General features: G+C 64.2%; 21 protein-coding genes and 1 tRNA gene. 11 read left to right on the top strand and 11 right to left on the bottom strand.

Translation table 11 applies throughout. From position 1 onward, the window contains the following. Positions 1–55: 55 nt before the first annotated feature. Positions 56–817 carry an isoprenyl transferase gene (locus tag ABD283_RS08985; RefSeq protein WP_344224652.1) on the bottom strand — a complete coding sequence of 254 codons (762 nt, stop codon included), beginning with the start codon at positions 815–817 and terminating at the stop codon, positions 56–58. A gap of 144 nt (positions 818–961) precedes the next feature. Between ABD283_RS08985 and trhA the strand changes: the two genes are divergently transcribed. After that, a complete protein-coding gene (gene trhA / locus ABD283_RS08980; RefSeq protein WP_344224651.1) occupies positions 962–1,675 on the top strand; it encodes a PAQR family membrane homeostasis protein TrhA in 714 nt (237 codons plus the stop codon). A 33-nt stretch (positions 1,676–1,708) separates the two neighbouring features. Here the strand turns inward: trhA and ABD283_RS08975 are convergent, their stop codons facing one another. The 3 genes from ABD283_RS08975 to mca form a co-directional block, all read right to left on the bottom strand. Further along, a complete protein-coding gene (locus ABD283_RS08975; RefSeq protein ID WP_344224650.1) occupies positions 1,709–3,763 on the bottom strand; it encodes a thioredoxin domain-containing protein in 2,055 nt (684 codons plus the stop codon). Positions 3,764–3,886: 123 nt separating this feature from the next. After that, entirely contained in the window at positions 3,887–4,249 is a 363-nt protein-coding gene (locus tag ABD283_RS08970; protein ID WP_344224710.1) for a hypothetical protein, read from the bottom strand. Positions 4,250–4,261: 12 nt separating this feature from the next. After that, positions 4,262–5,188 carry a mycothiol conjugate amidase Mca gene (gene mca, locus ABD283_RS08965; RefSeq protein ID WP_344224649.1) on the bottom strand — a complete coding sequence of 309 codons (927 nt, stop codon included), beginning with the start codon at positions 5,186–5,188 and terminating at the stop codon, positions 4,262–4,264. Between the two features lie 142 nt (positions 5,189–5,330). Between mca and ABD283_RS08960 the strand changes: the two genes are divergently transcribed. The 3 genes from ABD283_RS08960 (at position 5,331) to ABD283_RS08950 (ending at position 6,803) form a co-directional block, all read left to right on the top strand. Further along, the gene (locus ABD283_RS08960; protein ID WP_344224648.1) at positions 5,331–5,792 is read left to right on the top strand and encodes a DUF4307 domain-containing protein; all 462 of its coding nucleotides are present in this window, start codon (positions 5,331–5,333) and stop codon (positions 5,790–5,792) included. Between the two features lie 188 nt (positions 5,793–5,980). Next, positions 5,981–6,478: a transcription elongation factor GreA gene (gene greA / locus ABD283_RS08955; RefSeq protein WP_344224646.1), complete on the top strand. Its 498-nt coding sequence runs from the start codon at positions 5,981–5,983 to the stop codon at positions 6,476–6,478. 106 nt (positions 6,479–6,584) lie between these two features. Further along, on the top strand, positions 6,585–6,803 hold the full coding sequence (locus tag ABD283_RS08950) for a hypothetical protein (RefSeq protein WP_344224645.1): 219 nt from the start codon (positions 6,585–6,587) through the stop codon (positions 6,801–6,803). Between the two features lie 36 nt (positions 6,804–6,839). On the opposite strand, the gene ilvA is transcribed toward ABD283_RS08950, so the two are convergent. Together ilvA and ABD283_RS08940 are read right to left on the bottom strand one after the other, a co-directional pair. Beyond that, on the bottom strand, positions 6,840–8,033 hold the full coding sequence (gene ilvA / locus ABD283_RS08945) for a threonine ammonia-lyase (protein ID WP_344224709.1): 1,194 nt from the start codon (positions 8,031–8,033) through the stop codon (positions 6,840–6,842). A gap of 213 nt (positions 8,034–8,246) precedes the next feature. Further along, positions 8,247–9,593 carry an AI-2E family transporter gene (locus ABD283_RS08940; protein WP_344224644.1) on the bottom strand — a complete coding sequence of 449 codons (1,347 nt, stop codon included), beginning with the start codon at positions 9,591–9,593 and terminating at the stop codon, positions 8,247–8,249. 86 nt (positions 9,594–9,679) lie between these two features. On the opposite strand from ABD283_RS08940, the gene ABD283_RS08935 reads away from it, so the two are divergent. After that, positions 9,680–10,282, top strand: a complete 603-nt coding sequence (locus tag ABD283_RS08935; RefSeq protein ID WP_344224643.1) for a nitroreductase family protein — start codon at positions 9,680–9,682, stop codon at positions 10,280–10,282. 126 nt (positions 10,283–10,408) lie between these two features. Here the strand turns inward: ABD283_RS08935 and ABD283_RS08930 are convergent, their stop codons facing one another. After that, positions 10,409–11,212, bottom strand: coding sequence for a Bax inhibitor-1/YccA family protein (locus tag ABD283_RS08930; RefSeq protein WP_344224641.1), 804 nt, complete (start codon positions 11,210–11,212; stop codon positions 10,409–10,411). A gap of 223 nt (positions 11,213–11,435) precedes the next feature. Between ABD283_RS08930 and ABD283_RS08925 the strand changes: the two genes are divergently transcribed. The 5 genes from ABD283_RS08925 to ABD283_RS08905 are packed head-to-tail and all read left to right on the top strand — an operon-like array spanning position 11,436 to position 17,079. Next, positions 11,436–12,194 carry an SDR family NAD(P)-dependent oxidoreductase gene (locus ABD283_RS08925; RefSeq protein WP_344224640.1) on the top strand — a complete coding sequence of 253 codons (759 nt, stop codon included), beginning with the start codon at positions 11,436–11,438 and terminating at the stop codon, positions 12,192–12,194. Between the two features lie 51 nt (positions 12,195–12,245). Next, on the top strand, positions 12,246–13,394 hold the full coding sequence (locus ABD283_RS08920; protein ID WP_344224639.1) for an acetyl-CoA C-acetyltransferase: 1,149 nt from the start codon (positions 12,246–12,248) through the stop codon (positions 13,392–13,394). 52 nt (positions 13,395–13,446) lie between these two features. Continuing rightward, positions 13,447–15,066 (top strand): fatty acyl-CoA synthetase, encoded by a 1,620-nt coding sequence (locus ABD283_RS08915; protein ID WP_344224638.1) that lies wholly within the window; start codon positions 13,447–13,449, stop codon positions 15,064–15,066. Continuing rightward, positions 15,063–16,262, top strand: a complete 1,200-nt coding sequence (locus ABD283_RS08910; RefSeq protein ID WP_344224637.1) for an acyl-CoA dehydrogenase family protein — start codon at positions 15,063–15,065, stop codon at positions 16,260–16,262. Before ABD283_RS08915 ends, ABD283_RS08910 begins: the two co-directional genes overlap by 4 nt. Before the next feature lie 28 nt (positions 16,263–16,290). Further along, a complete protein-coding gene (locus ABD283_RS08905) occupies positions 16,291–17,079 on the top strand; it encodes an enoyl-CoA hydratase/isomerase family protein (RefSeq protein ID WP_344224636.1) in 789 nt (262 codons plus the stop codon). Positions 17,080–17,114: 35 nt separating this feature from the next. Here ABD283_RS08905 and ABD283_RS08900 read toward each other — a convergent pair. The 4 genes from ABD283_RS08900 to ABD283_RS08885 all read right to left on the bottom strand — a co-directional run bounded on the left by ABD283_RS08900 (position 17,115) and on the right by ABD283_RS08885 (position 21,135). After that, positions 17,115–17,191, bottom strand: a tRNA-Leu gene (locus ABD283_RS08900). A 69-nt stretch (positions 17,192–17,260) separates the two neighbouring features. Next, positions 17,261–18,646 (bottom strand): NAD(P)/FAD-dependent oxidoreductase, encoded by a 1,386-nt coding sequence (locus ABD283_RS08895; protein WP_344224634.1) that lies wholly within the window; start codon positions 18,644–18,646, stop codon positions 17,261–17,263. A gap of 82 nt (positions 18,647–18,728) precedes the next feature. Further along, the gene (locus ABD283_RS08890) at positions 18,729–20,108 is read right to left on the bottom strand and encodes a S8 family serine peptidase (RefSeq protein WP_344224633.1); all 1,380 of its coding nucleotides are present in this window, start codon (positions 20,106–20,108) and stop codon (positions 18,729–18,731) included. A 76-nt stretch (positions 20,109–20,184) separates the two neighbouring features. After that, the gene (locus ABD283_RS08885; protein WP_344224632.1) at positions 20,185–21,135 is read right to left on the bottom strand and encodes a Ppx/GppA phosphatase family protein; all 951 of its coding nucleotides are present in this window, start codon (positions 21,133–21,135) and stop codon (positions 20,185–20,187) included. 172 nt (positions 21,136–21,307) lie between these two features. On the opposite strand from ABD283_RS08885, the gene ABD283_RS08880 reads away from it, so the two are divergent. Then, on the top strand, positions 21,308–22,633 hold the full coding sequence (locus tag ABD283_RS08880) for an ISL3 family transposase (protein WP_095797824.1): 1,326 nt from the start codon (positions 21,308–21,310) through the stop codon (positions 22,631–22,633). The last annotated feature ends 79 nt before the right edge of the window (positions 22,634–22,712 follow it).

The following is a 22,712-nucleotide window of genomic DNA, read 5'->3' as shown; positions in this document are numbered from 1 at the left end:
CAAGGATGCGCAAGTCACACTCGCGGTGAACGGCGCGTGAATTCAGGCTGGGGGCTCAGTTGCCGAAGCGCCGCTGACGAGTTGCGTAGTTCCGCAGTGCGCGCAGGAAGTCCACGCGGCGGAAGTCCGGCCACAGGGCCTCACAGAAGTAGAACTCGCTGTAGGCCGACTGCCACATGAGGAAGCCGGACAGCCGTTGCTCACCGGAGGTACGGATCAGCAGGTCCGGGTCCGGTTGGCCGCGAGTGTAGAGGCGCGCGGAGATGTCGTCCACGGACAGAGTCTCTGCCAAAGCCTCGACCGAATCCCCGCGGTCTCGAGTGTCGCGAATGACTTCGCGAACGGCGTCGACAATTTCCTGCCGTCCGCCGTAGCCCACCGCAATGTTCAAGTGCGGACCGGGGTTGTCCGCGGTCGACTCCGCAATGCACTCAACCTGCTCCCGCAAGCGAGGAGGCAAAGAATCCAGGGCACCCACCGGCTGGATCCGGCACAGTGCCTCGTCCTGCAGCTGGGTGACCAACCCCGAGATGATCTCAATCAGCGCGGTGAGCTCTTCCTGCGGCCGTTTCAGATTCTCGGTGGAGAGGATGTAAAGAGTGACCACGTCGATGTGAAGATCCGCGCACCAGTGCAAGAACTCCACGATCTTCTGGGCACCGGCCTTGTGGCCGTCAGCAGTGGAAGCACCGAACTGGCGAGCCCAGCGACGATTGCCGTCCACCAGGACACCCACGTGATGCGGCAGGGTGTCCTCTTTCAGGCTGCTGGCCAGGCGCGACTCGTACAGCGAGTACAGCGGGCGGGGTAGTTTCACCGTAGAGATCCTCCCCTGTTTCGACTGGGCCAACACACAACCATGCCCTCTAAACTACCCGTATGGGCAGCCGCCGGTGGTCAAGCGAATCCCCAAACACCCTCGTGTTCGCTCCGGTTGGCAGCGGAGAAAGTGACTGGTGATATGACGCGCGGTAACAGTACCCGCACCGGCTCCACGGTGCACCGGGCCAGCGAGAGCCTGAGTGCGGCGGCGGAGCGAATCATCGAGAAGAAGCCGGCGTGGCGTGGCTGGATCCACGCCGGGTTCGCCCCGGTGGCGTTGGCTCTCGGGTTGATCGCGGTGTTCTTGGCACCCACCACCGAACTACGCGTCGCGTGCGTGGTGTATTCGATCACCGCGGTGATGCTCTTCGGCACCTCTGCCGTGTACCACCGCTTCTACTGGGGGCCCCGGATGAATGCCGTGCTGCGCCGGCTGGATCACTCCAACATCGCGCTGGTGATTGCCGGTACCTACACGCCCCTGGCCGTGGCGCTACTGTCGCCTGACGCGGCCCAAGTGCTGCTGATCATTATCTGGTCCCTGGGCGCGGCGTTGGTGATCTTCCGAGTTTTCTGGATGCACGCTCCTCGCTGGCTCTACACCCCGCTCTACATCTTCATGGGCTGCCTGTCGCTGGTGTATCTCCCGGCGTACTTCGCCGCGAACGTCCCGGCTACCCTCCTGGTGATTGCCGGCGGCGTCTTCTACATCGGTGGGGCCGTCTGCTACGCGCTCAAACGCCCGCGCCTGCTGCCCACGGTTTTCAGCTTCCACGAGGTCTTCCACGCGTGCACGATCCTGGGTTTCGTGTGTCACTACATCGCGATCATGCTGGCCATGTTCATGGGGTAACGCGCAATTCCACCAGCACGCCCGACGACGCCGCTACGCCCGGTCCAGGAGATCACCCACCTTTTCCGGCGAGCGCACCGGCAGTTCGCACTGACCGTTGCGGCACAGCCACACCGCGAATTCTTTGCTTGATGCCTCGGGGACGCCGTAGGGCGCGTGCTCCTCGCCCATTACCAGGACATCGGTGACTCGACGTTCACCGGTGCTCGACTGCACCTTCTCCCAGTCCGCGTCGCTCGCGTGCACCACTTCCAGCAGGGCGGGCGGCTCGGCGCGTAGCAACCACGCATGCAGGGTGCCCCCAGCGGCGGTCGCCGCACGAGTGGCCAGCCCCTGGGCCGGTTTCACCAGCAGGTCCACCAACTCATCGTTCGAGCGCCCCGCAATCTCGGGTTGACCGAGCAGCACGAGCCACCGGGCCAGGCACGACTGCGCCGACGCCGCGACGTCGTCGAACGGGTCCGCCTGGCCCGTGGCACCCGCCGCGACCAGAACGGCATCCGGTTCCGCCGAATCCATGGGGGTGTCCCCGCGCATGAACTTTTCAACCGTTGCCTGTGCCAGCTCCAGGCTGCGGGCGTACCACTGCTCGAGTCCAGTGGCACGGTACATAGCCAGAAAGGCCAGACCCGCGCGCACGTAATCCTCCAGTTGCCCGTCGTGCGGATCCACGGTTCCTTGGCGGGACGTGCGCGCCAAGGTCTTGGTCTCCGCCTCCCAGTGCCGCGTCCACACGAACTCAGCGGCCCATTCGGCGGTCTCCAGCCACTCGGGAACGTCTAGTAGCACGGCAGCCTCAGCGAGCGCTTCGATGGCCATGCCGTTCCACGCGGTCACGACCTTGTCATCGCGTTCCGGAGGAGTGCGCTGCTCGCGTTGCTCCCACAGTTCCTCCCGCACGTTCTGATCCAGGATTCCCGTGACAGCGCCCGACTCGCCCCAGCCGGCCACAGCGGGTTGCGGTTCGCCGACGTCGCCGTGAGAGAACGTGTAATACGCACCTTCGCGCTCGCCACCGGGAGTGACGGGATCGCTGTCCGCATCTAGAGAGGCGGCAATTGCTCCTTGTTCGGTGATCATCTCGCGGGCCAGCCAGGTCACAATGCCCTGAGCCGCGTTCCGATACCGCGCGGCGCGAACGGGATCGGTGCCGCGTTTCACCAGATACCGCGCGGTGTGGGCCAGTACCCGTAGCAACTGGCCATTGTCGTAGAGCATCTTTTCGTAATGCGGCAGGGACCAGTCCGGGGTCACCGAGTAGCGGAAGAACCCACCGCCCACGTGATCGTGCAGGGCACCGGTCACCATAGCGTCCAGGGTGGCGGTAAGAAGTTCCGCTGCCCGCGCCGAATCTGCGCTATCGCGCGATGCCACAAGAAGTAGCGACTCCAACATGGGAGACGGCGGGAACTTGGGGCCGTTGCCGAAGCCTTCGTGCGTTGAGTCCCGTGCCACTTCCAGGGCATCGAGCCACGGGCCGATCAGCTGGGATTCCTGCTCGTCAATGTTTCCTGCGGGATCCAGAGCCTCGATACGCACCGGGCCGGTGCTGTGCCGATCCGTTCCGAGCATGGAGGCCACCGCCTCCGGGTGACGCTGCAGCGCATCCGTGACGGACTGCGCGCCCTGAAGCACCTGTTCGCGTCGCTCGGTCCAGGCATCATCCACAGCGCGCAGCACCTGCGTGAACGAGGGCCTACCCTGCATAGGACGCGGCGGGTAGTAGGTACCCGCGTGGAAAGCCTGCCCCTGGGGTGTGAGGAAAACTGTCATGGGCCAGCCGCCCTGTTGTGTCAGCAACTGAGTGGCGGACATATACAGCGCATCCACGTCGGGGCGCTGTTCACGATCCACCTTGATGGCCACGAAGTGCGCATTGATGTATTCCCCCACCGAGGGATCCTCGAATGACTCGTGAGCCATCACGTGACACCAGTGACACGCCGCATAGCCCACGGACAACAACACGGGTACATCACAGGTGCGGGCCTCAGAAAAAGCTTCCGGCCCGAACTCCCACCAGTCCACGGGGTTCTGGGCGTGCTGCAGCAGATACGGGCTGGTGGAGTTGGCAAGCCTGTTGGTCATAACCCAACGATGTCACGAGCCCCTCACACGCATAAAGGGTAGGGACCGAAAAAGGGGCCCGTCCCGATGCTAACAACCAAGTTCTCAGCATCGGAGCGGACCCCTTCTGGTCTGCTCCAGCGATCAGTCGCGATGCGCGGAGCTCCCGCCGTTCTCACCCCGGTCTGCACCCGGTGCGGTGCGTGGCTTGGGTGCGCGAGCGGCGCCGTCGGCGTCGGAATCTGCGGACGCGTCCTGACCGTCGCGAGCGTGCGCGTAACCGCCCACGCCCTCTTCCGCCGCCCGCTGCTCGGCGTACTGGGCGCGGTAGCGCAGCCGACGATTTCGACGGTTGAAGTCGATGATCAGGAGGATCACCACAGCGACCAAGAAGAAGGTCGCAATGAAGCCCGCTAGTCCGGGCGAAACCTGGCTGGGTTCCAGACCGGGTTTGAGGTCACCCGCGGGATTTTCCGTGGCCGCTTGAAGCAGCACGGTGGTCAACATGTTCACGGCTGGTTACGCCTTTCGAGGGGAAGATGTCTGGGCGTCAGGATCGATACCGGCGAACAGATCGGTCTCCGGAACGGAGGTTTCCACGCGAGAATCCGCCAGGGAATAGTCCTCCCACGGCCAGACCTCTGCCTGCATGTCCGAAGACACAGCGAAGAACGGGCCGTCCGGGTCCACCTGCGTGCGGTGGCAGCGCAGGGCTGTGTCACGAGCGGAGAAGGTGTCCGGGCACTCGATCTTGGTGGTGGTTTCGTGGCGAGGCACCGGCGGACGGTGACCCTCGGGATCGGTCTCCTGCAACGCGGCAATCCGCTCAGCGTACGGAGATTGGAAACCGCGCTCCTCCAGCGCCTCGTGCAGCGCAATGAACCGCTCCACGTTGAACGCGCGATCGTAGTAGACCTTGAGCGGGGTCCAGGGCTCACCGGTACCCGGGTACGCTTCCGGATCGCCGGCCTTGCGGTAGGCCTCCATGGACACGTTGTGCGTCTGGATGTGATCCGGGTGCGGGTAGCCGCCGTTCTCGTCGTAAGTGAGGATCACGTGCGGACGGAACTCGCGTACCAGCTGCACGAGCGGTGCCGAGGCTCGTTCGAGCGGCTGCAGCGCAAAGCAACCCTCCGGCAGCGGGGGCAGCGGGTCGCCCTCGGGCAAGCCTGAATCGGCGAAACCGATCCAGCGGTGTTCGATGTTCAGCGCCGCGGCCGCCTGGGCCATTTCCTCGCGGCGCAGGCCCGGGAGATCGCGCTCCGCCCACGGAACGCCTTCCATCTGGGCGTTGAGGATGGAGCCCTGCTCGCCACCGGTACAGGTGGCCACCATGACGCGAGCACCCAGGCCCACGTAATGAGCCATGGTTGCCGCGCCCTTACTGGACTCGTCATCCGGATGGGCGTGGATGGCCAAGAGCCGGAGTTTCGAATAATCCGTCACGGAACGGGAGCCTCCCGGGTGGGGTTCGGACAAAACACAATCCCCGGTATCTTACGCCCGTGCCCCAGTTAATGCTGTCGGCTCCGTCACCCGCACCCCGCATTCTCAGGGGATCCCAACCCGCACTGGATACAGTGGTGCCATGAGTTCTTCCACCCCGGCGTCAGGATCCGCCTCCGGCGATGTTCTGGCGCAGCGTTATGGCTCCGGGCATCGGATATTGTCCCCGCGTGGCCGGCGCGGGCCCTCTTTCAAGGGGTGGGTGATCATCGCCGCGATCGCCACGTTACTGTCTGCAGCGTTCGTTGTGTGGATCGTGCAGGGACAATCCAGCGCACCGGTTGCCAAGGACGTGAGCTTCCAGGTTCAGGACGCGGCCAACACCTACGCTGACTTCGACCTCACCAAGGATTCGGACCAGACGGTCATGTGTGCCGTGCGCGCTCTCAATGAGCAGTACGCGATCGTGGGTTGGAACGAAGTGACCATTGGCGAGGTCGCACCGGAAGAACTCAACGGACGCACCAGCACGCACCGCGTGCCCGTGCGCACCACCAACGAGGCCAATTCCGTGGGCGTGGATTCCTGCTGGACGGTGGACTGATCTCGCGTTCGGAGCACCGCGTGATCCGCTCGCTTTGAGCCCAGACCGTGGCCTCACTTACACTGGAGTACTAGAAACTTTGTACGATCCCCGACCCGGATGGGCAGCGAGCCACCACGGCTCACCACCGGGGCGGGGTTTTTCACACGTGTTCACCACACCGGTGAACACCCGAGAACGGAGATAGCGTGTCTACTAACGAGGGCGCCTGGCTGACCCAGGAAGCATACGATCGGCTCAAGAAAGAGCTCGACCACCTGTCCGGGCCGTACCGCCAGGAAATCGTTGATCGTATCGAACAGGCCCGCTCCGAGGGAGACCTCAAGGAGAACGGCGGTTACCATGCAGCCCGCGAGGAGCAGGGCAAGAATGAGGGTCGCATCAATCAGCTGACCCAGCTGCTCGAAAACGCTCAGGTGGGTGAGGCACCCGCCGATGACGGCGTCATCGAGGCCGGCATGGTCGTGACCGCGGACATCGCCGGTGACGAGATGACCTTCCTGATGGGTTCCCGCGAGGTCGCCGAAGACCTCACCGGCGGAGAGGACATCGAGGTGTTCTCCGAGCGCTCCCCCATGGGCCAGGCCATCAGCGGCCGCCGCGTGGGCGACGAACTGACCTACAAGGCTCCCAACGGCAAGGACATCAAGGTCAAGATTCTTGATGCCAAGCCGTTCCACAACTGATCTCCACGTCACTATGACGCAGTGATCCGGGGCCGCTCTCTACTCATGAGGGCGGCCCCGGATCATTTCTGAGCGACCGCCCGACTTTACTCTTCGAGGAGCATTCGTGGTTACACACTGGAACCGCCGACCCACTAAATGGACCATTCCGTTGATTGCCTTCACCGCGTTGCTGGCCGTGTCCGCAATCATCGTGCATTTTCTGGGTCAGTCCAACCCGGAGCTCAACACCACGGGCGGCCTGCGCAACATCCTGTGGTTCTCCACGTTCGTTGCCGCGTTCGTCACCTACTTCACCGCGCGCACGGGACGACGACGCCGCTGACGCCCCGTTACGTGGGTCAGCTCACCCATTGCCTGGTTAGTGCACCACCACGGGTCGGAAGCCCTGGGCCTCCAGAGCGTCGATGACCTTGTCGCAGTGTTCGTGCCCCTTGGTCTCCATGTCGATGGTGATGGACACATCCCCCATGGACAGTGAACCGCCGATGCGCGTGTGATCCACACCGGTCACGTTCGCGTCCATGTCCGCGATGATGCGCGAAATCAAGGCCAATTCGCCAGGGCGGTCGGTGAGCATCATCTTGATGGTCATGTAACGACCGGCCGCCGAAAGTCCCCGCTGGATCACTTTGAGCATGAGCATGGGGTCGATGTTGCCGCCGGACAGCAGAATGACCGTGTTACCCAGGTTCCCGTAGGATTCCTTGAGTTTGCCCTCTAGGATGGCGGCCACGCCCACGGCGCCGGCGGGTTCCACGACCATTTTGTTGCGTTCCAGCATGAAGATGAGCGCTTGGGCCAGTGAATCCTCGCTGACCGTTGTGACGTCGTCCGCGAGTTCCTTAATGATCTGGAACGGCAATTGGCCGGGCCTGCCCACGGCAATGCCGTCCGCAATGGTCGAGACCTTATTGAGGGTCACCAGAGCATCGCCGGCCAGCGAGGGCGGGTAGGCTGCTGCGTTCTCCGCCTGTACGCCGATCAGGCGGATGTCCCGTCCCAATTCCTCCGCTTTGGCCTTCACCGCCACGGACAGTCCAGCGAGCAGACCGCCACCACCCACTCCCGCGATGATGGTGTCCACGTCCGGGACCTGATCCACGATCTCCAGGCCCAGCGTGCCCTGACCGGCGATGATGGCCGGGTGGTCGAAGGGGTGCACGAAGACGGCGCCGGTTTCCTCTGCGTACCGCTGCGCCTCCGCGAGGGCCTGGTCCACGGTGCTACCGAACAGCACGACCTCAGCGCCGTGGTCCTGAGTCGCCGCGATCTTGGGAAGAGCCGCTCCCAATGGCATGTAGATCCGTGCCTTGATGCCCAGCTTGTTAGCCGCCAGCGCCACGCCTTGCGCGTGGTTACCAGCCGAGGCCGCCACCACACCGCGCGCCTTTTCCTCTTCCGAGAGCTGCGCCATGCGGATGTACGCTCCGCGGATCTTGAAGGATCCGGCGCGCTGGAGGTTCTCACACTTGATGTAAACCTCGGAGCCAAGCATGCGGGACAACGCGCGGGAATGTGCGACCGGCGTTCGCTCAATAACGTCTTCGAGCATGTGCGAGGCACGTTCGATGTCCGCTGCAATCACCGGCAATTCGCTGAGGCCCACTTCAAACTTCTTTCACTCTGCAATGTGCGCCGCCCACGGGCGGTCGCGGTATCGGTCGACCAGCCTAGAACTTGGGCCGTCGTACGAAAACGCGGCGCCCTCGATCAAGGGCGCCGCGTTCCATGCTATTACGCGATCAGACGCTGTTTCATTGTGCGACTAAGCGTGGTGTCCGCTGTCCTGCTCAATACTGGCGTCGTGCTCCGTGTCTTTCTTGTGCTTCTCTTCGCGCTTCTGCTCTTCGAGCTCGCGGTCCTTGTGTCGCTTGAGGCGGAAGCGTTGCAGCTGCTCCATGACCTGCTCGCGGGTCAGGTCCTGCTTCTTGGCTTCCTTCTTGATCTCCCACGGATACAAGAACGGCGACCAGGCGATCTGGTCGTCGCGTTCCCAGGAACGCGACGACAGGTAGCGAACAATGGTGTTCAGGATGGCGAGCAACGGCACCGCGAACAACGCGCCCACAATGCCGTAGAGCACAGCACCGGCGGCCACGGCCAGGAACACTGCGACCGGGTGCAGGGACACGGCCTTACCCATGACCAACGGCTGCAGCACGTTGGATTCGAGCTGCTGAACCAGCAGCACCACGCCCAGCATGGCCAGGGCGATGCCCAGACCGTTGGCTACCAAGGCCACCAGGACGGCAATGATGCCGGTGGCCACCGCACCGACGATCGGGATGAAGGAGGCTAAGAAGACCAACACAGCGATGGGCAGCGCGAGCGGCACGCCCAGGAGGAAGGCACCCAAACCGATGCCCACGGCGTCGACGAATGCCACGAACACCTGGATGCGCACGTACTGCGCGAGCGAGAGCCACCCCTTACGGCCGGCGCCGTTGACAGCGGTGCGAGCGCGGTGCGGGAACAGCTTGACCAGGAACAGCCAGATCGATTCGCCCTGCATCAGGAAGAACAGCAGCACGAACAACATGATGATGATGCCGGTGAGGATGTTGCCCGCCGTGGAACCGAAGGTCACGGCACCGGACAAAATCGCTTGCGAGTTCTCCTGCAGGGTGTTGCCGAGTTCCCCGAGCCACTGATTGATGTTGTCCGTGGAAACGTTGAACGGGCTGTCCTCGAGCATGCCGATGAGCTTCTGGAAACCGCCCACCGCACTGCTGGACAACTGGGCGAAACCGGAAATCATCTGCTGGCCGGCCAGGGTCAGCAACCCCAGCACCACGGCTATGAGACCGATTTCCACGATGGCAGCCGCCAAACCACCTGGCACGCGCTTGGAACGCAGCCATTTGACGGCCGGTGACAGCAGGCCCGCCAGCAGCGCCGCAATGGCCACCGGAATGAGAACGGTCGAAACCTTGGACAGCAGCCAGCCCACCAGTCCAATGGCCGCGACCACCAGGATGACGCGCCAGGACCACGCAGCGGCAATGCGTACCGGGGCGGACACCATTTCGCGACCGTGACGATCAGGATTGGAGACCGGCCCGGAATCGTGTTCAGGTTGGTCCGGCTGAGAATGCGTCTGTGATATAGACACGGATGAAGACATGCGTCCATCATGGCACGCCCGGCCGGAAAAACTTATTTCGCAGGTCACTGACCAAACGGTGCAAAAATAGGAGTATGTCCGCTACTTTGCTCCGTGTCCTGGCCCAACGCCGCCCAGCGAGTGTTCTGACACAAGAGGCTCCGAAACGCCCCGAGTTGGAAACTGTACTGCGTGCGGTGGCGGGCGCTCGTTTCGACGAGTCGCTCCCCTCCTGGCGAGTAGCCGTCACCAACCGTCAGGCCGCGTCTGATCTGGCCGCTGCCATGGCCGGGTTGACTTCCGTGCCTAACATGGACGGGCCCATTCCAAGGCTCAAGGGCAAGAAAATACGCCGGCTGGCCGCGTACCGCGGCAGTTTGCAGTGGGCGTCCACGGGCGGGGTGGGGCTGGCTATCATCTTCCGGTTCAATCCCGAATCCGAAACCCCCAAAAAGGTCCAACGCTTCGACGCGTACTCGATTCGGGGGCTTCTGGAGGCCGCCTTTTATGCCCAAGGCTGGGCCACTATTTGGTCCCGCCGCTCCCCCAGCGACGACCAGGTGCTGCGCGAATTCTACCGACTCAGCGACAACGAAGAAATCCTTGGCTGGTTGTTCGTGGGGCGCCCGGCGCACAATTCGGTACCGGATCGTGCCATCAACTTGCCACCCCAGGATCTGGAGATCACCTACATCTAGGTCGACCCCTCGTTCAAAGACCCCGCAGGGACGGGAGCACTAGACCCTACGACGACGCCGCGGGGCTTGCGTTCACAACGCAAGGCCCGCGGCGTCGCCAAGAGCTCGGTGTGAGAGCTCAGTGAATTACTCGGACATGCTCCGGATGATGGCGATCACGCGCAGGATCTCCACGTAGGCCCAGATCAGGGTCACGGTCAAGCCGAATGCGGCGGACCATGCGGCCTTCTCCGGGATACCGCGACGAACTCCGTCGGTGATGTTCTCGAAGTCCAGCACAAAGCTGTAGGCGGCCAGCAGGATGGCCAAGGCACCCACGATGAGACCCAGCGGAATGCCGAACAGGGTCACGTCGTAGCGCATGTTGAAGCCACCGAGCAGCGAGGTGCCCAGGTTGATCAGCGCGAACAACGCGTAGGCCATGATGGCCACCATGAAAATCTTGGTCACGCGCGGCGAGGAGCGCAGCACGCCCACCTTGTAGAGCACCAGCACGGACACGAAGACCGCGACGGTACCCATGACCGCCTGGATCACGATGCCCGGGTACATGGCCTCGAACATGCCGGAAATGCCACCCAGGAACAGGCCCTCGGCCAGGGCGTAGGCAATGATGAGCACGGGGCTGGGCTCACGCTTGAAGGCGTTGACCAGGCCCAGAACCAAACCGATCAGGGCACCGGGCAGCGCCAGAATGGGCATCATCCAGCCGAGTACACCGGTCACCACAATGCAGACCAGCATGATGCCAGTGCGCATCACGACATCGTCATAGCTCATGCGTCCGGTCTGGGCGGGGCCAGCTGCCGGAGCGTTGTACATCTGTTCGAGTTGTTCGGGAGAGTAACGCGGATCCTGGTAGGAACCGGGCGCGCCTTGTTGCGCGCTTTTCTTGTTGAAGTCGCGCAGGAGCGGGTTTCCACCGGCCATGTGTGCGTCCTTTCGTGACGTATACGGGCTGTCCGTCAAGGGTAGCAGTGACGCGTCATCCCAAACTGGGAGTTTGTGCACAGCGAACAGGGAAGTTCCGTGGGCATTCACGGTACTTTTGGGGCCTTTGTGTTGGTGGTTTGTGAGTCATCAATAGTGTGACCTGGACAACAGTTAAATAGTTGGGCATCCTACTAAAGCACCCCACCGAGAGGAACAATTCATGGATGTCTCCAACACTTCTGCCCTGGTGACCGGAGCGGCCTCCGGCCTGGGCGCGGCAACCGCGGCTGCCCTGGCAGAGCGAGGTGCACGCGTGATCGGAGTGGATCTCCCCGCCGGCATCGACAAGGCCTCGGAGGGTTCGGGCGTCAGGTACCACCCCGCGGACGTCACCCAGCCCGACGACGTGCGTGCGGCAGTAGCCGCGGCTGCGGAAACCGGTCCGTTGCGCACGGTGGTCAACTGCGCGGGCATTGCACCGTCCGCTCGCATCCTGGGTAAGAAGGGACCGCATGATCTGGCGCTGTTCGAGACCGTAATACGGGTGAATTTGATCGGGACGTTCAACGTGCTGACCCTCGCGGCGGAAGCCATGGCGGAAACCGACCCCGTGGATGAGGACGGCCAGCGTGGGCTGATCGTGAACACGGCATCCGTGGCAGCCTTCGAGGGTCAGGTCGGTCAGGCCGCATATGCGGCGTCCAAGGGCGGCGTGCACAGCCTGACCATCACCGCCGCCCGTGACCTGGCGAGCCTGGGCATTCGAGTGAACACCGTGGCGCCCGGAATCGTGGAGACCCCCATGCTGGCCACGGTGAGTGAGGAGTACCGGGCCGGTTTGGCCGCCGGGGTTCCCTTCCCCCACCGTCTGGGCCGCCCCTCGGAGTACGCACAGATCGTGACCACGTTCGTGGACAACGACTACCTCAACGGCACCACCCTGCGCATGGACGGCGCCTTGCGCATGGCCCCGCGCTGATCAGGCACTTTCCTTCCCACCACACTCGACACACCGTTCGGAGAACTATTCATGGCTGAGGCCTACATCGTTGATGCTGTCCGCACCCCCGTGGGGCGGCGGGGTAAGGGGCTTGCAGAAGTCCACCCGCTTGATCTCGCCGCGGCACCCCTGCGGGAGCTGGTCAACCGACAAGGCATCGACTCGCAGGACTACGACGAGGTGATCCTGGGGTGCATCGACCAACTGGGTCCGCAGTCCATGGACATTGCCCGCAACGCGTGGCTCGCGGCGGGTCTGTCCCAGGCGGTGCCGGGAAGCACCATCGAGCGCCAGTGCGGTTCCGGCCAACAGGCCATCAGCTACTCAGCGCAGGCCGTGATGAGCGGCACGAGTGAACTGGTGGTGGCGGGTGGCGTGCAGTCGATGTCCAGCATTCCACTCTCCTACTCCAATAAGGCCGCCGAGAAGTTTGGTTTTTCGGACCCATTCACCGGTTCCAGCGGGTGGGTCCAGCGCTACGGTGACCAGGAAATCTCCCAGTTCCGCGGTGCGGAAATGATGGCCCATCGCTGGGGTTTCACACGGGATGAACTCGAGGCGTTTGCCGTGGAATCCCACGAGCGCGCGCTCAGCGCCCAGCGGGAAGGGCGTTTCGATCAAGAGATCCTCCCGTTGGCTGGGCTGTCCGCGGACCAGGGTCCGCGCGAGCCCGATCTCGACAAGATCAGGTCACTGGAACCCATCGTGGAAGGCGGTCTGCATACGGCCGGCACGGCTTCCCAAATGTCCGACGGCGCCGCGGTCCTGTTGATCGCGTCCGAACATGCAGTCGAGAAATATGGGCTCACACCGCGAGCGCGGATTCACCACATCTCGGCTCGCGGCGACGATCCGGTCATAATGCTCTCCGCTCCGATCGCCGCCACCCGTCACGCGCTGGAGCGCACGGGGATGAGCCTGGATGACATGGATCTGATCGAGATCAACGAGGCCTTTGCAGCGGTGGTGCTGGCGTGGCAGCGAGAAACCGGTGCGGACATGTCCAAGGTCAATGTCAACGGTGGGGCCATCGCGCTGGGCCACCCCATCGGAGCAACCGGTGCACGGCTCATGACCTCTCTGCTGCACGAACTCGAACGTCGGGATGCTCGCTGGGGGCTGCAGACCATGTGCGAGGGCGGCGGCCAGGCCAACGTGACCATCATCGAACGTCTCTGAACAGCCCCACCTTTCTTCGGCCCCGCCCCACCTCCGTAAGGACACGACCACTATGAATGCAGCACGCCAGACCCACGAGACCGAATACGCAGTGGCCTCGGCACAGTCCAACACGGTCGGGGCGTTGCTCCGGCGCACGGTGACCCGCAACGGACCCGCCACCGCGGTTCTGTTCGAGGACAGGCGGTGGACCTACTCCGAGCTGGGTGAGGCGGTCCATCGCGTTGCGCGTCGATTGCTGGATGCCGGGTTGCCCTCCGGCGCTCGAGTCGCCGCCTACGGTGCCAATTCAGATGCCTATCTCCTGCTCTATCTCGCGTGCGCCGAGGCCGGGATGGTACACGTCCCGGTGAACTTTGCGCTCAAGGGCGATGAGCTGGCCTACATCCTGGAGGACTCTGGCTCGAGCCTGCTCGTGGTCGACAATGCTCTGCTTCCACTGGTCGATGACGTGCGGAGTTCCGGACGCGCACCGGACGTTGGCCAGGTGTGGACCATGTTTCCGACTGCGGACTCCAGTGCCAACACCCGACCCGAGGAAGCCTCGCTGCTGGAGACGGCGCTGGACCGAGCGGCGTCGTCAGAACCCGTGGACGTGCCCGTGGACGAAAGCGACCTGCTGCAGCTGTTGTACACCTCGGGCACCACGTCCGCGCCCAAGGGTGCGATGATGACGCACGCCGCCCTGATCGCCGAGTACGTTTCCTCGATCATCGCCCTGGATTTCACGGCGGAGGACCGCCCGCTGATCGCCATGCCGCTCTACCATTCGGCCGCGATGCACGTGTTCCTGGTCCCCTATCTCACGCTGGGTGCCACCGCGCGCGTGATTGCCAAGCCCGACGTCGCTCAGATCCTCGAGCTCGTCGAGAAAGAACATATCGGCTCACTGTTCCTGGCCCCCACCGTGTGGGTCCCTCTGGCGAACTCGCCCGAGCTGGACACCCGAGACCTGTCCTCGCTGACCAAGGCCCAGTACGGCGCCTCCATCATGCCGGTTACCGTGCTGCAGCGATTGCGCTCGCGATATCCGAAGATCGGGTTCTACAACTGTTTCGGCCAGTCCGAGCTGGGGCCGCTGTGCACCGTGTTGCGCCCCGAAGAACATGACGCGCGGCCGGCCTCGTGCGGGCGGCCGGTGTTCTATGTTGAGGCTCGCGTGGTCACGAGCGAGGGCGAGCTGGCCTCGCCCGGTGAGCCCGGTGAGATTCAGTACCGCTCTCCGCAGCTGCTGACCGGGTACTGGAACAAACCCGATGCCACCGAGCAAGCCTTCGTGGACGGCTGGTTCCGTTCCGGCGACCAAGTCACCCAGGACGCGCAGGGCTTCATCCAAGTGGTGGACCGCATCAAGGACGTCATCAACACCGGCGGCGTGCTCGTGGCCCCGCGCGAAGTCGAGGACTGCATTTACGAATTGGACGAGGTGGCCGAGGTTGCGGTGGTGGGTCTGCCGGACGAACGCTGGATCGAGGCCGTCACCGCGGTGATCGTGCTCAAGGAAGACACCACGCTGACCCCGGAAACCGTGCGCGCACACGTGAAGTCCCGGATCGCCGACTACAAAGTGCCCAAGCGGGTGGACTTCGTGGCGGAGCTGCCCCGCAACCAGTCCGGCAAACTACTCAAGCGCGAGCTTCGGGCCGAGCGTTCTCAGGAGGAGCGCGCATGAGCGCCGGGCCGTCGCAGCGATATCACCTGGCCGATGCTCTGGGCACCGATTACCTCTCCGCGTTGGAGGACATCAGCTCCGACGATCGGGCACATTGGGATCGCGCTCGTGAGTACACCGCGGAAATCCTGCCGCTGATCAACGACTACTGGGATCGCGGCGAGTACCCGACGGACCTGGTGCGCCGGGCCGGCGAACTCGATCTGCTGACGGATGGTCTGGAGGTTCCCGGTCACCGGACCATGTCACCTTTGGCCGCGGGGTTGGTGACCATGGAAATTTCCCGCGCGGACGGTTCCCTGGCTGCTGCCGCGGCCGTGCAGGGTGGTCTGGTGCTGCGCAGCGTGGTGCTGTTCGCGAGCGACGAGCAGAAGCAGCGGTATCTGGAGCCCGTAGCCAGTGGCGAGCTGCTGGGTGGTTTCGCGCTGACGGAACCCAACCACGGCTCGGACTCGGTGTCGCTGGAAACTTCAGCGCGGCGGGAAGGCTCCGAATGGGTGCTGAACGGCCACAAGAAGTGGATCGGCAACGGCGCCACCGGTGGGATCACCATTGTGTGGGCCCGCGACGAGGCGGATGGGCAGGTCAAGGGCTTCATCGTGGAGCAGTCCACGCCCGGGTACTCGGCAGAGGTGATTCAGGGCAAGGGCGCGCTGCGAGCCATTCATCAGGCTGAAATCACGCTGGACAATGTGCGCGTTACCGCCGATGCCCAGCTGCCCAACGTGAGCTCGTTCAAGGACGTGTCCCGCGCCCTCGTGGAGACGCGCGTGAACGTGGGCTGGTCCGCACTGGGGCATGCGACATCCATGTTCGAAGCAGCGCTGTCCTACGCGAAGCAACGCAACCAATTCGGCAAACCGCTGGCCGGTCATCAAATGGTGCAGGAGCGTCTGGCGCAAATGCTCGCGGAGCTGACCAACATGCAGTTGCAGTGCGTGGCCGTCACGCGGCTTCAGACGACCGGCACCATGCGACCCGCGCAGGCCTCGATGCTCAAGTATCACAACACCCGAGCCGCCCGTCGGATCGCTTCCGTGGCCCGGGACATGCTGGGAGGTAACGGGATCCTGCTGGAGAATCATGTGATCCGCCATCTGACCGACGTGGAGGCTCTACACACTTACGAGGGCACCGAATCGGTCCAGGCCCTGATCCTGGGCCGCGACCTCACGGGCATCAGTGCCTTCGCGTGACCACCCCACCACAACCGACAGGAGCACCGTGACCTCAAGCGATACGCCCTCAGCAGTACGGATCGAACGCCGCCCCGGCGTGGTTCGGCTCATCATGAACCGCCCCGCGGACGGCAATGCCTTCACTCTCGAGATGGCGCGGGAGGCACTGGCCGCCCTGCGCGACGCCGAGTCCGATCCTGATATCCACGTCCTCACCCTGACGGGCGAGGGTCGCTTCTTCTGCGCGGGCGGGGACGTCACGAGCATGGCGTCCTTCGAAGCCGGCGATCGCCCCGCTTTCCTCAGCGAACTCGCCGACGCCGCCCACGACGTCGCGCTGGCCATGATGCGTTCGCGCCTACTCATCATTGCCGGGGTGAACGGCACTGCGGCCGGTGCCGGGTTCGGGCTGGTCCTGAACTCGGACTGGGTTCTGGCCTCCGATCAGTCGAGCATGCTGGCGGCCTATTCCAAGATAGGGCTCTCCCCCGACACCGGTGTCGCCTACCTGCTCCCCCGAGCGCTGGGTCATCAACGCGCTACCGACCTTGCGTTGAATGGGCGGGTCCTGAGCGGTGCCGAGGCCGTGGACTGGGGCCTCGCGAACGAGGTGACGGCGGCGGCGTCGTTCGCTGCGCGGCTCACCGAGGTCGAGGACCGTTTCTTGAGCGGGGCGGTTCAGACGTACGGGCCGACCAAAAAGCTGCTACGCGCTACCGCGCTGGCCGGTTACGTGGAGCACCTGCGCAACGAATCCGCGAGCATCGCGGAACTGTCGGGGCACCCGGACACGGTGCAACGCGTGGATCGGTTCGTGGGGAAGAAGAGCGGATAGACCGGTGCTTCTCGCGCTCCGGCGAACGACGGACATGGTGCCCCCAGTGGGACTCGAACCCACACTGCGCGGATTTTAAGTCCGCTGCCTCTGCCAATTGGGCTATGGGGGCCAGTGCAAAAGCTACCGGTTCACCACCCGTGAAGGGAGCTGAACCGGTAGCTTCGCGAGTAACCGTAGATTACAGCCTTGCCTTGGCCTTATCCACTTCGTCACCTGCGGCGATCTTGAACGAACGGCGCGGGTCACGCACGTGGCGCATGCCGGTGGTGTCGCGGCCGAAGAGCAAGTTGATGCCCCATTCGCTGAAGATGCGGACCTTGCGCTCGAGAGTCGGGATCGCGTAGCCGTGGTACAGACGGTGCGCGGCCCAAGCGGGCAGACCGCCGAAGTCCACACCGCGGATGGTGGCCGCGCCCTTGTACAGACCCAGACCCGCCACGGCACCGAGGTTCTCGTGGTAGTAGTCCTCGAGCGGCTTACCCTCGCGGGAAGCCATGATGTTCTTGGCCATGGTCTTGGCCTGGCGAACGGCGTGCTGAGCGTTGGGCACGCAGAAGCCACCGGGACCGGCACCGGTGAGGTCCGGAACGGCAGCGATGTCGCCAGCGGCCCAGGCGCCCTCGATGGGGCCGTCGTCGCCGGTCACGCGCAGATCCGCACCGGCACGCAAGCGGCCGCGCTCATCCACGGGAAGGTCACTGTTCTTGACGAACGGCGAAGCCTGCACACCAGCGGTCCACACCAGGGTGTCGGTGTACATTTCGCCCGCCGGGGACTTGTCCTTCATGTTGATCAGCTTGACCAGCTGATCCTTGGCCGAATCCAGGGACGTGTTCAACAGAACTTCGATGCCGCGAGAGCGCATCTCGGCCACGACCTTCTCGGCACGCTCCTCGGTGACCTCAGGCATGATGCGGCCCATGGCCTCCACCAGCACGAAGCGCAGATCGGACACCTTGAGGCGGTCATTGCGTTCGACGGCGGTGCGCGCCATGTCCTCGATCTCGCCAATGGCCTCGATACCGGCAAAGCCGCCACCGACCACCATGAACGTCAGGGCCTTGCGCTTCTCGGCGTCGTCATCGGTCAGCGATGCGATCTCGATGCGTTCCAGAACCCAGTTGCGCAGGGAAACGGCCTCTTCAATGGTCTTCAAACCAATGGCATTCTCCGCCAGGCCCTCGATGGGGAACGTACGAGTCATGGAGCCACCGGCAATGACGATCTCGTCATAGGGCAGGTCGAAGTTGGGTCCCTGATCGATGCCGCGGATGTTGACCTTGCGGTTGGCGTGGTCGATGCTCTCCACGCGGCCACCGATGAGTTCACAATCCTTGAGGTGCTGACGGTGCGGAACGATAGCGCTGCGTGCCTCGATGTTGCCGGCGGCAACCTCGGGCAGGAACGGCAAGTAGGTCATGTACGGGTTCGGATCAACAACCGTAACGACGCCACCCGATTCCTTGATGCGGGTTTGTAGCCGTTGTGCGAGCGTGAAACCAACGTATCCGCCGCCGACGATCAGAAGACGCGGACGGTCTTTAGCCAATTGATTGAAAGCCATGTCTGAAAGTCTACTCATCGTCGACCCAATTTCCGCTTTGAAAAGCGGGCGCAGGACTGCGCTGATCGTGAAATATTCTGCCTCAGCGGTTCATGGAGCGGATATGCAGCACAGCGGCCACCGTCAGGCCCGCCACGACCAGGCCGAACCCCGCCAGAATCACCACGGGCAGTGCACCAGTTTCATTCAGCGGCGCCTGAGCCACCGGAGGGGTGGCTTCCTCGGTCACCTGTTCGGTGTCCGGGGTCTCTGTCGCTTCGGGCGACGACGCCGTGTCGCTGGCTTCCGGAGCCGCCGGCCGGTGCACACTCATCCAGTGCTTCATGCTGCCCAGTGGGTTCTCGTCCACGTCGGGGACGTCCTCCTCCACCGCGGCCTTCACATCCAGGATCCCGTGACCGTAGAACGGGTCCTGGCCCTCTTCGCCGGCATCGTGAGCGGTGCGGATCATTTGATTGGCGATCTGTGCGGCGCTCAGATCCGGGTTCTTGGCCTTGATCAGCGCCGCGGTACCGGAGACCAAGGGAACGGTTGCCGAGCTTCCGGACCATTCTGCGTAGCCGTCACCGGGCATGGCGCCGACCATGTCCTCACTGGGCCCGGCTACCGCGATGGAAATGCCCTGTGACGAAGAATCCCAGCTCGCCTGGCCGGCTCGGTTCACACCCCCGACGGTGAGCACACCCGGGATGGTCGCCGGGGCGCCCACTTGGTTGAGCCCGGAGCCGCGGTTGCCAGAGGCCGCCACGACCAGCACGTCCTTTTCCTCCGCGTAGGCGAATGCTGAATCCCAGGACTGTGGCCATTCGGTGGAGTCGGATCCCACGGACATGTTGATCACGTCGGCACCGTTGTCCACGGCCCACCGGACGGCGTCCGGGATTTGTTCGTTGACGTCCTTGACGCCCGACTCTTCATTGCCGAGCCACAGGGACACCGGCAGGATCTCGGCTTCCGGAGCCACACCGATCACGCCGCTCTGCTTGCCGGGGCCGTCCGGGTTCTCCTCGCCGTGCCCGGTCCCGGCGGCCAAGGATGAGACGAGTGTGCCGTGTTCGGGTTCGGAGCCCAGACCGCGGTGCCCCTTGCCATCGCCCTTGCCGGAGACATCCGTGCCGTCCTTGACGGAGTCCCTCAAATCCTGGTGGTCTGCGTCCACGCCGGTGTCGATCACGGCGATTTTCACGCCCTTACCGGTGGATTCCCGCCATGCGTCCCGCACACCGTATTCATCGAGCCAGTACTCGCGGTCGCGGATGGAATCCACGGGCACGGGTACCTTGCCGTCCGGGGGCGGAGGCGCCACGGGTGTCTCCACCGGGATCGACGGCGCGGGGGCGGGGGCTCCCGGAGGCTGCTCGTTGTCGGGCATGGCCACCGCAGGAGCTGCGGCGAAAGACAAAACCAGAGCGGCAGCGGCCGCACCCGAGAGTGCGCGGCGGCGCTTCGCGTGAACCGACATGACTAACCTCTACTCGACTAGGAACGCACCGGTGGGGACGCCCCTGGCCGTTGGAGAATCAGGACGATCGGAGGGGTCAGCGGACCAGGGACAGACCGATTCCGTCCAAAATATCGTGTTCACTGGCTGTGACCGACTGCACACGGCCTTGTGTCGCAGAGACTACGCGTTCAATCACGCGCCGCCACACGAGGGCGCCGCCGCCGATCACGTCCACGCGGCCTTCGTGCATGAACCCCAGCTGTGCCCGTTCCTTCTTGGTCATGGCCGTGAGGTCTTTACAGGCCTTGGCGATCGAGTCCACGGACATGGTCGATCCGTGAATCTTGTCCGGGTTGTAGCTCTTCAGGTCCATGGCGTGTGCCGTCACCGTGGTGATCGTTCCCGCGACACCCACCAGGTGGGTGGTTTGTGACAACGGAACAATTCTGGACACCGAATCCATGGCCTCGTCCACGTCCTGGAGCACCTGGCGCTGCTGTTCGTCAGTGGGAGGGTTGGAGCCCAAGTGACGTTCGGTCATGCGAACGCATCCCACGTCCACGCTCTTGGCCGCAGTCACACCGTCCACGGTTCCCAGTACGCACTCGGTGGAACCACCACCCAGGTCGACCACGAGCACCCGGTCCTCAGGGCTGAGGGGGCCGGTGGCATCGGCGGCACCGCGGAAAGACAGGGCTGCTTCTTCATCTCCGGTGACAACCTCGGGGGTCACGCCCAAGCGTTCCCGGATTCCGTCCACGAACACCTGGCGGTTGCCCGCGTCGCGAGTGGCGGAGGTGGCGACGAAACGGATCTTGTCGACCTTGTGCTTCTTGATCAGGCGGGCGTACTCCTCAGTCGCGGTGAAAGTACGTTCCAGTGCGGCCTCGGCCAACCAGCCTGTGGCATCCACACCCTGCCCCAACCGAACCACGCGCATTTCACGCACGATGTCGTGGAGTTCGGGATGTCCGTTCTTGTCCTTAACATCCGCGATCAGCAAGCGGATGGAGTTGGTACCGCAGTCAATGGCAGCAACGCGCATGGGTGGTGGATCCTCGGTTCTGTGGGAAAAGCGCCTTTCAACGGCGCGGTCCCACTTTACCGGCCCTTCACAAATGAGCATGGGTAGCGGGGTGCGCGGGGACGTTCCGGAGCGCGTGTTGTGAGGCCTGGGTAGAGGTCGAGGCCTCCAGGATGGGTAGCGACCAAGCAACCTGATCCTTGAAGGCCTCGACGTGTCTCATGCTATCTGCGCACCCGCGTGCGCGCTTTTCGACCTGACCGACGTCCACGTCCTGACGGTGGAACGCGGGCCACGCTCGTTCACCGTGGTGGCGGAAACCGCCTCATCGCTGGCGGGCTGCCCAGGATGCGGGGTGCTCGCCACCGGTCACGGCCGGCGGGAGGTCCTGCTCCACGATCTGCCGTGTGCCGGAGTGCCTGTGCGGGTGCTGTGGCGCAAGCGGATCCTCCGGTGCCGGGAGGATGCCTGCGAGATCTCGACGTTCAGCGAGGTCCACGAACTCGCCGCGCCACGGGCCAAGCTCACCACCCGCGCGATCGCCTGGGCGGTGACGCAGCTGCGCTCCCACGACATCGCAGTCTCGGCCCTGGCCGAGATGCTCGGGGTCGCCTGGAACACCGTCTGGCACGCGATCGTCCCCGTCATCGAGACCCAGCTGATAGCCGAGGACCGGCTGGCCGGGGTCAACGCCTTGGGCGTCGACGAGCACGTCTGGCGCCATGTGGGTCCGCCCGGCACCGGGCTGGTCACCGGCATCGTGGATCACTCCCGCGGTGAGGACGGCCGTCCCCGGGCGAGGTTGCTGGACCTGGTGCCCGGGCGCACGGGGGCGGCCTACGGCGACTGGCTTGCTACCCAGGGGCCGGGGTTCACGAGCGGGATCCGCACGGCGACGCTGGACCCGTTCCACGGCTACGCCAACGCGATCCGCGACGAGCTCCCGGAGGCGATCACCGTCCTGGACGCCTTCCACGTGGTGAAGCTCGGTGGGCAGGTCGTGGACGAGGTGCGTCGCCGCGTGCAGCAGGACACCCTCGGCCACCGAGGCCGGGCCGGGGACCCTCTCTACGGGATCCGCCGTACCTTGCAGATCGGCGCCGAGCACCTCACCGCCAAGCAGATCACCCGGCTCAACGCGAAGCTGGTGGCTGGGGACCCGCACCATGAGGTGACCCTGGCCTGGCACTGCTACCAGAAGCTGCGCGCCGTCTACCACGCCCGCCCCGAGCACGGGCGCCGGCTCGTCGCCGAGGTCCTCGATGCGTTCCCCACCTGCCCGATTCCGGAGGTCGCCCGGCTCGGCCGCACTCTGCGGCGGTGGAAGGCCGCGATCCTGGCCTACTTCGACACCGCCGGGGCCTCGAACGGGCCCACCGAGGCCGTGAACGGGGTGATCGAGACGATGCGCAGGGTCGCCCGCGGGTTCCGGAACTTCGAGAACTACCGTCTACGCGCCCTGCTCGCCGCCGGCGGACACCGGCCGTGGAGAAAGACACCTACCCATGCTCATTTGTGAAGGGCCACTTTACCCGCGTTGCGCATCTGTCTCGGACGGCTTGGTCTGACCAACGTGTGAAAAACTGAAGGTCACTAAA

The sequence above is a fragment of the Kocuria atrinae genome (assembly GCF_039531425.1).
Lineage (GTDB): Bacteria > Actinomycetota > Actinomycetes > Actinomycetales > Micrococcaceae > Kocuria > Kocuria atrinae.
Note: the sequence above shows the minus strand (reverse complement) of the source record. Positions and strands in the feature narration are given on the sequence as shown.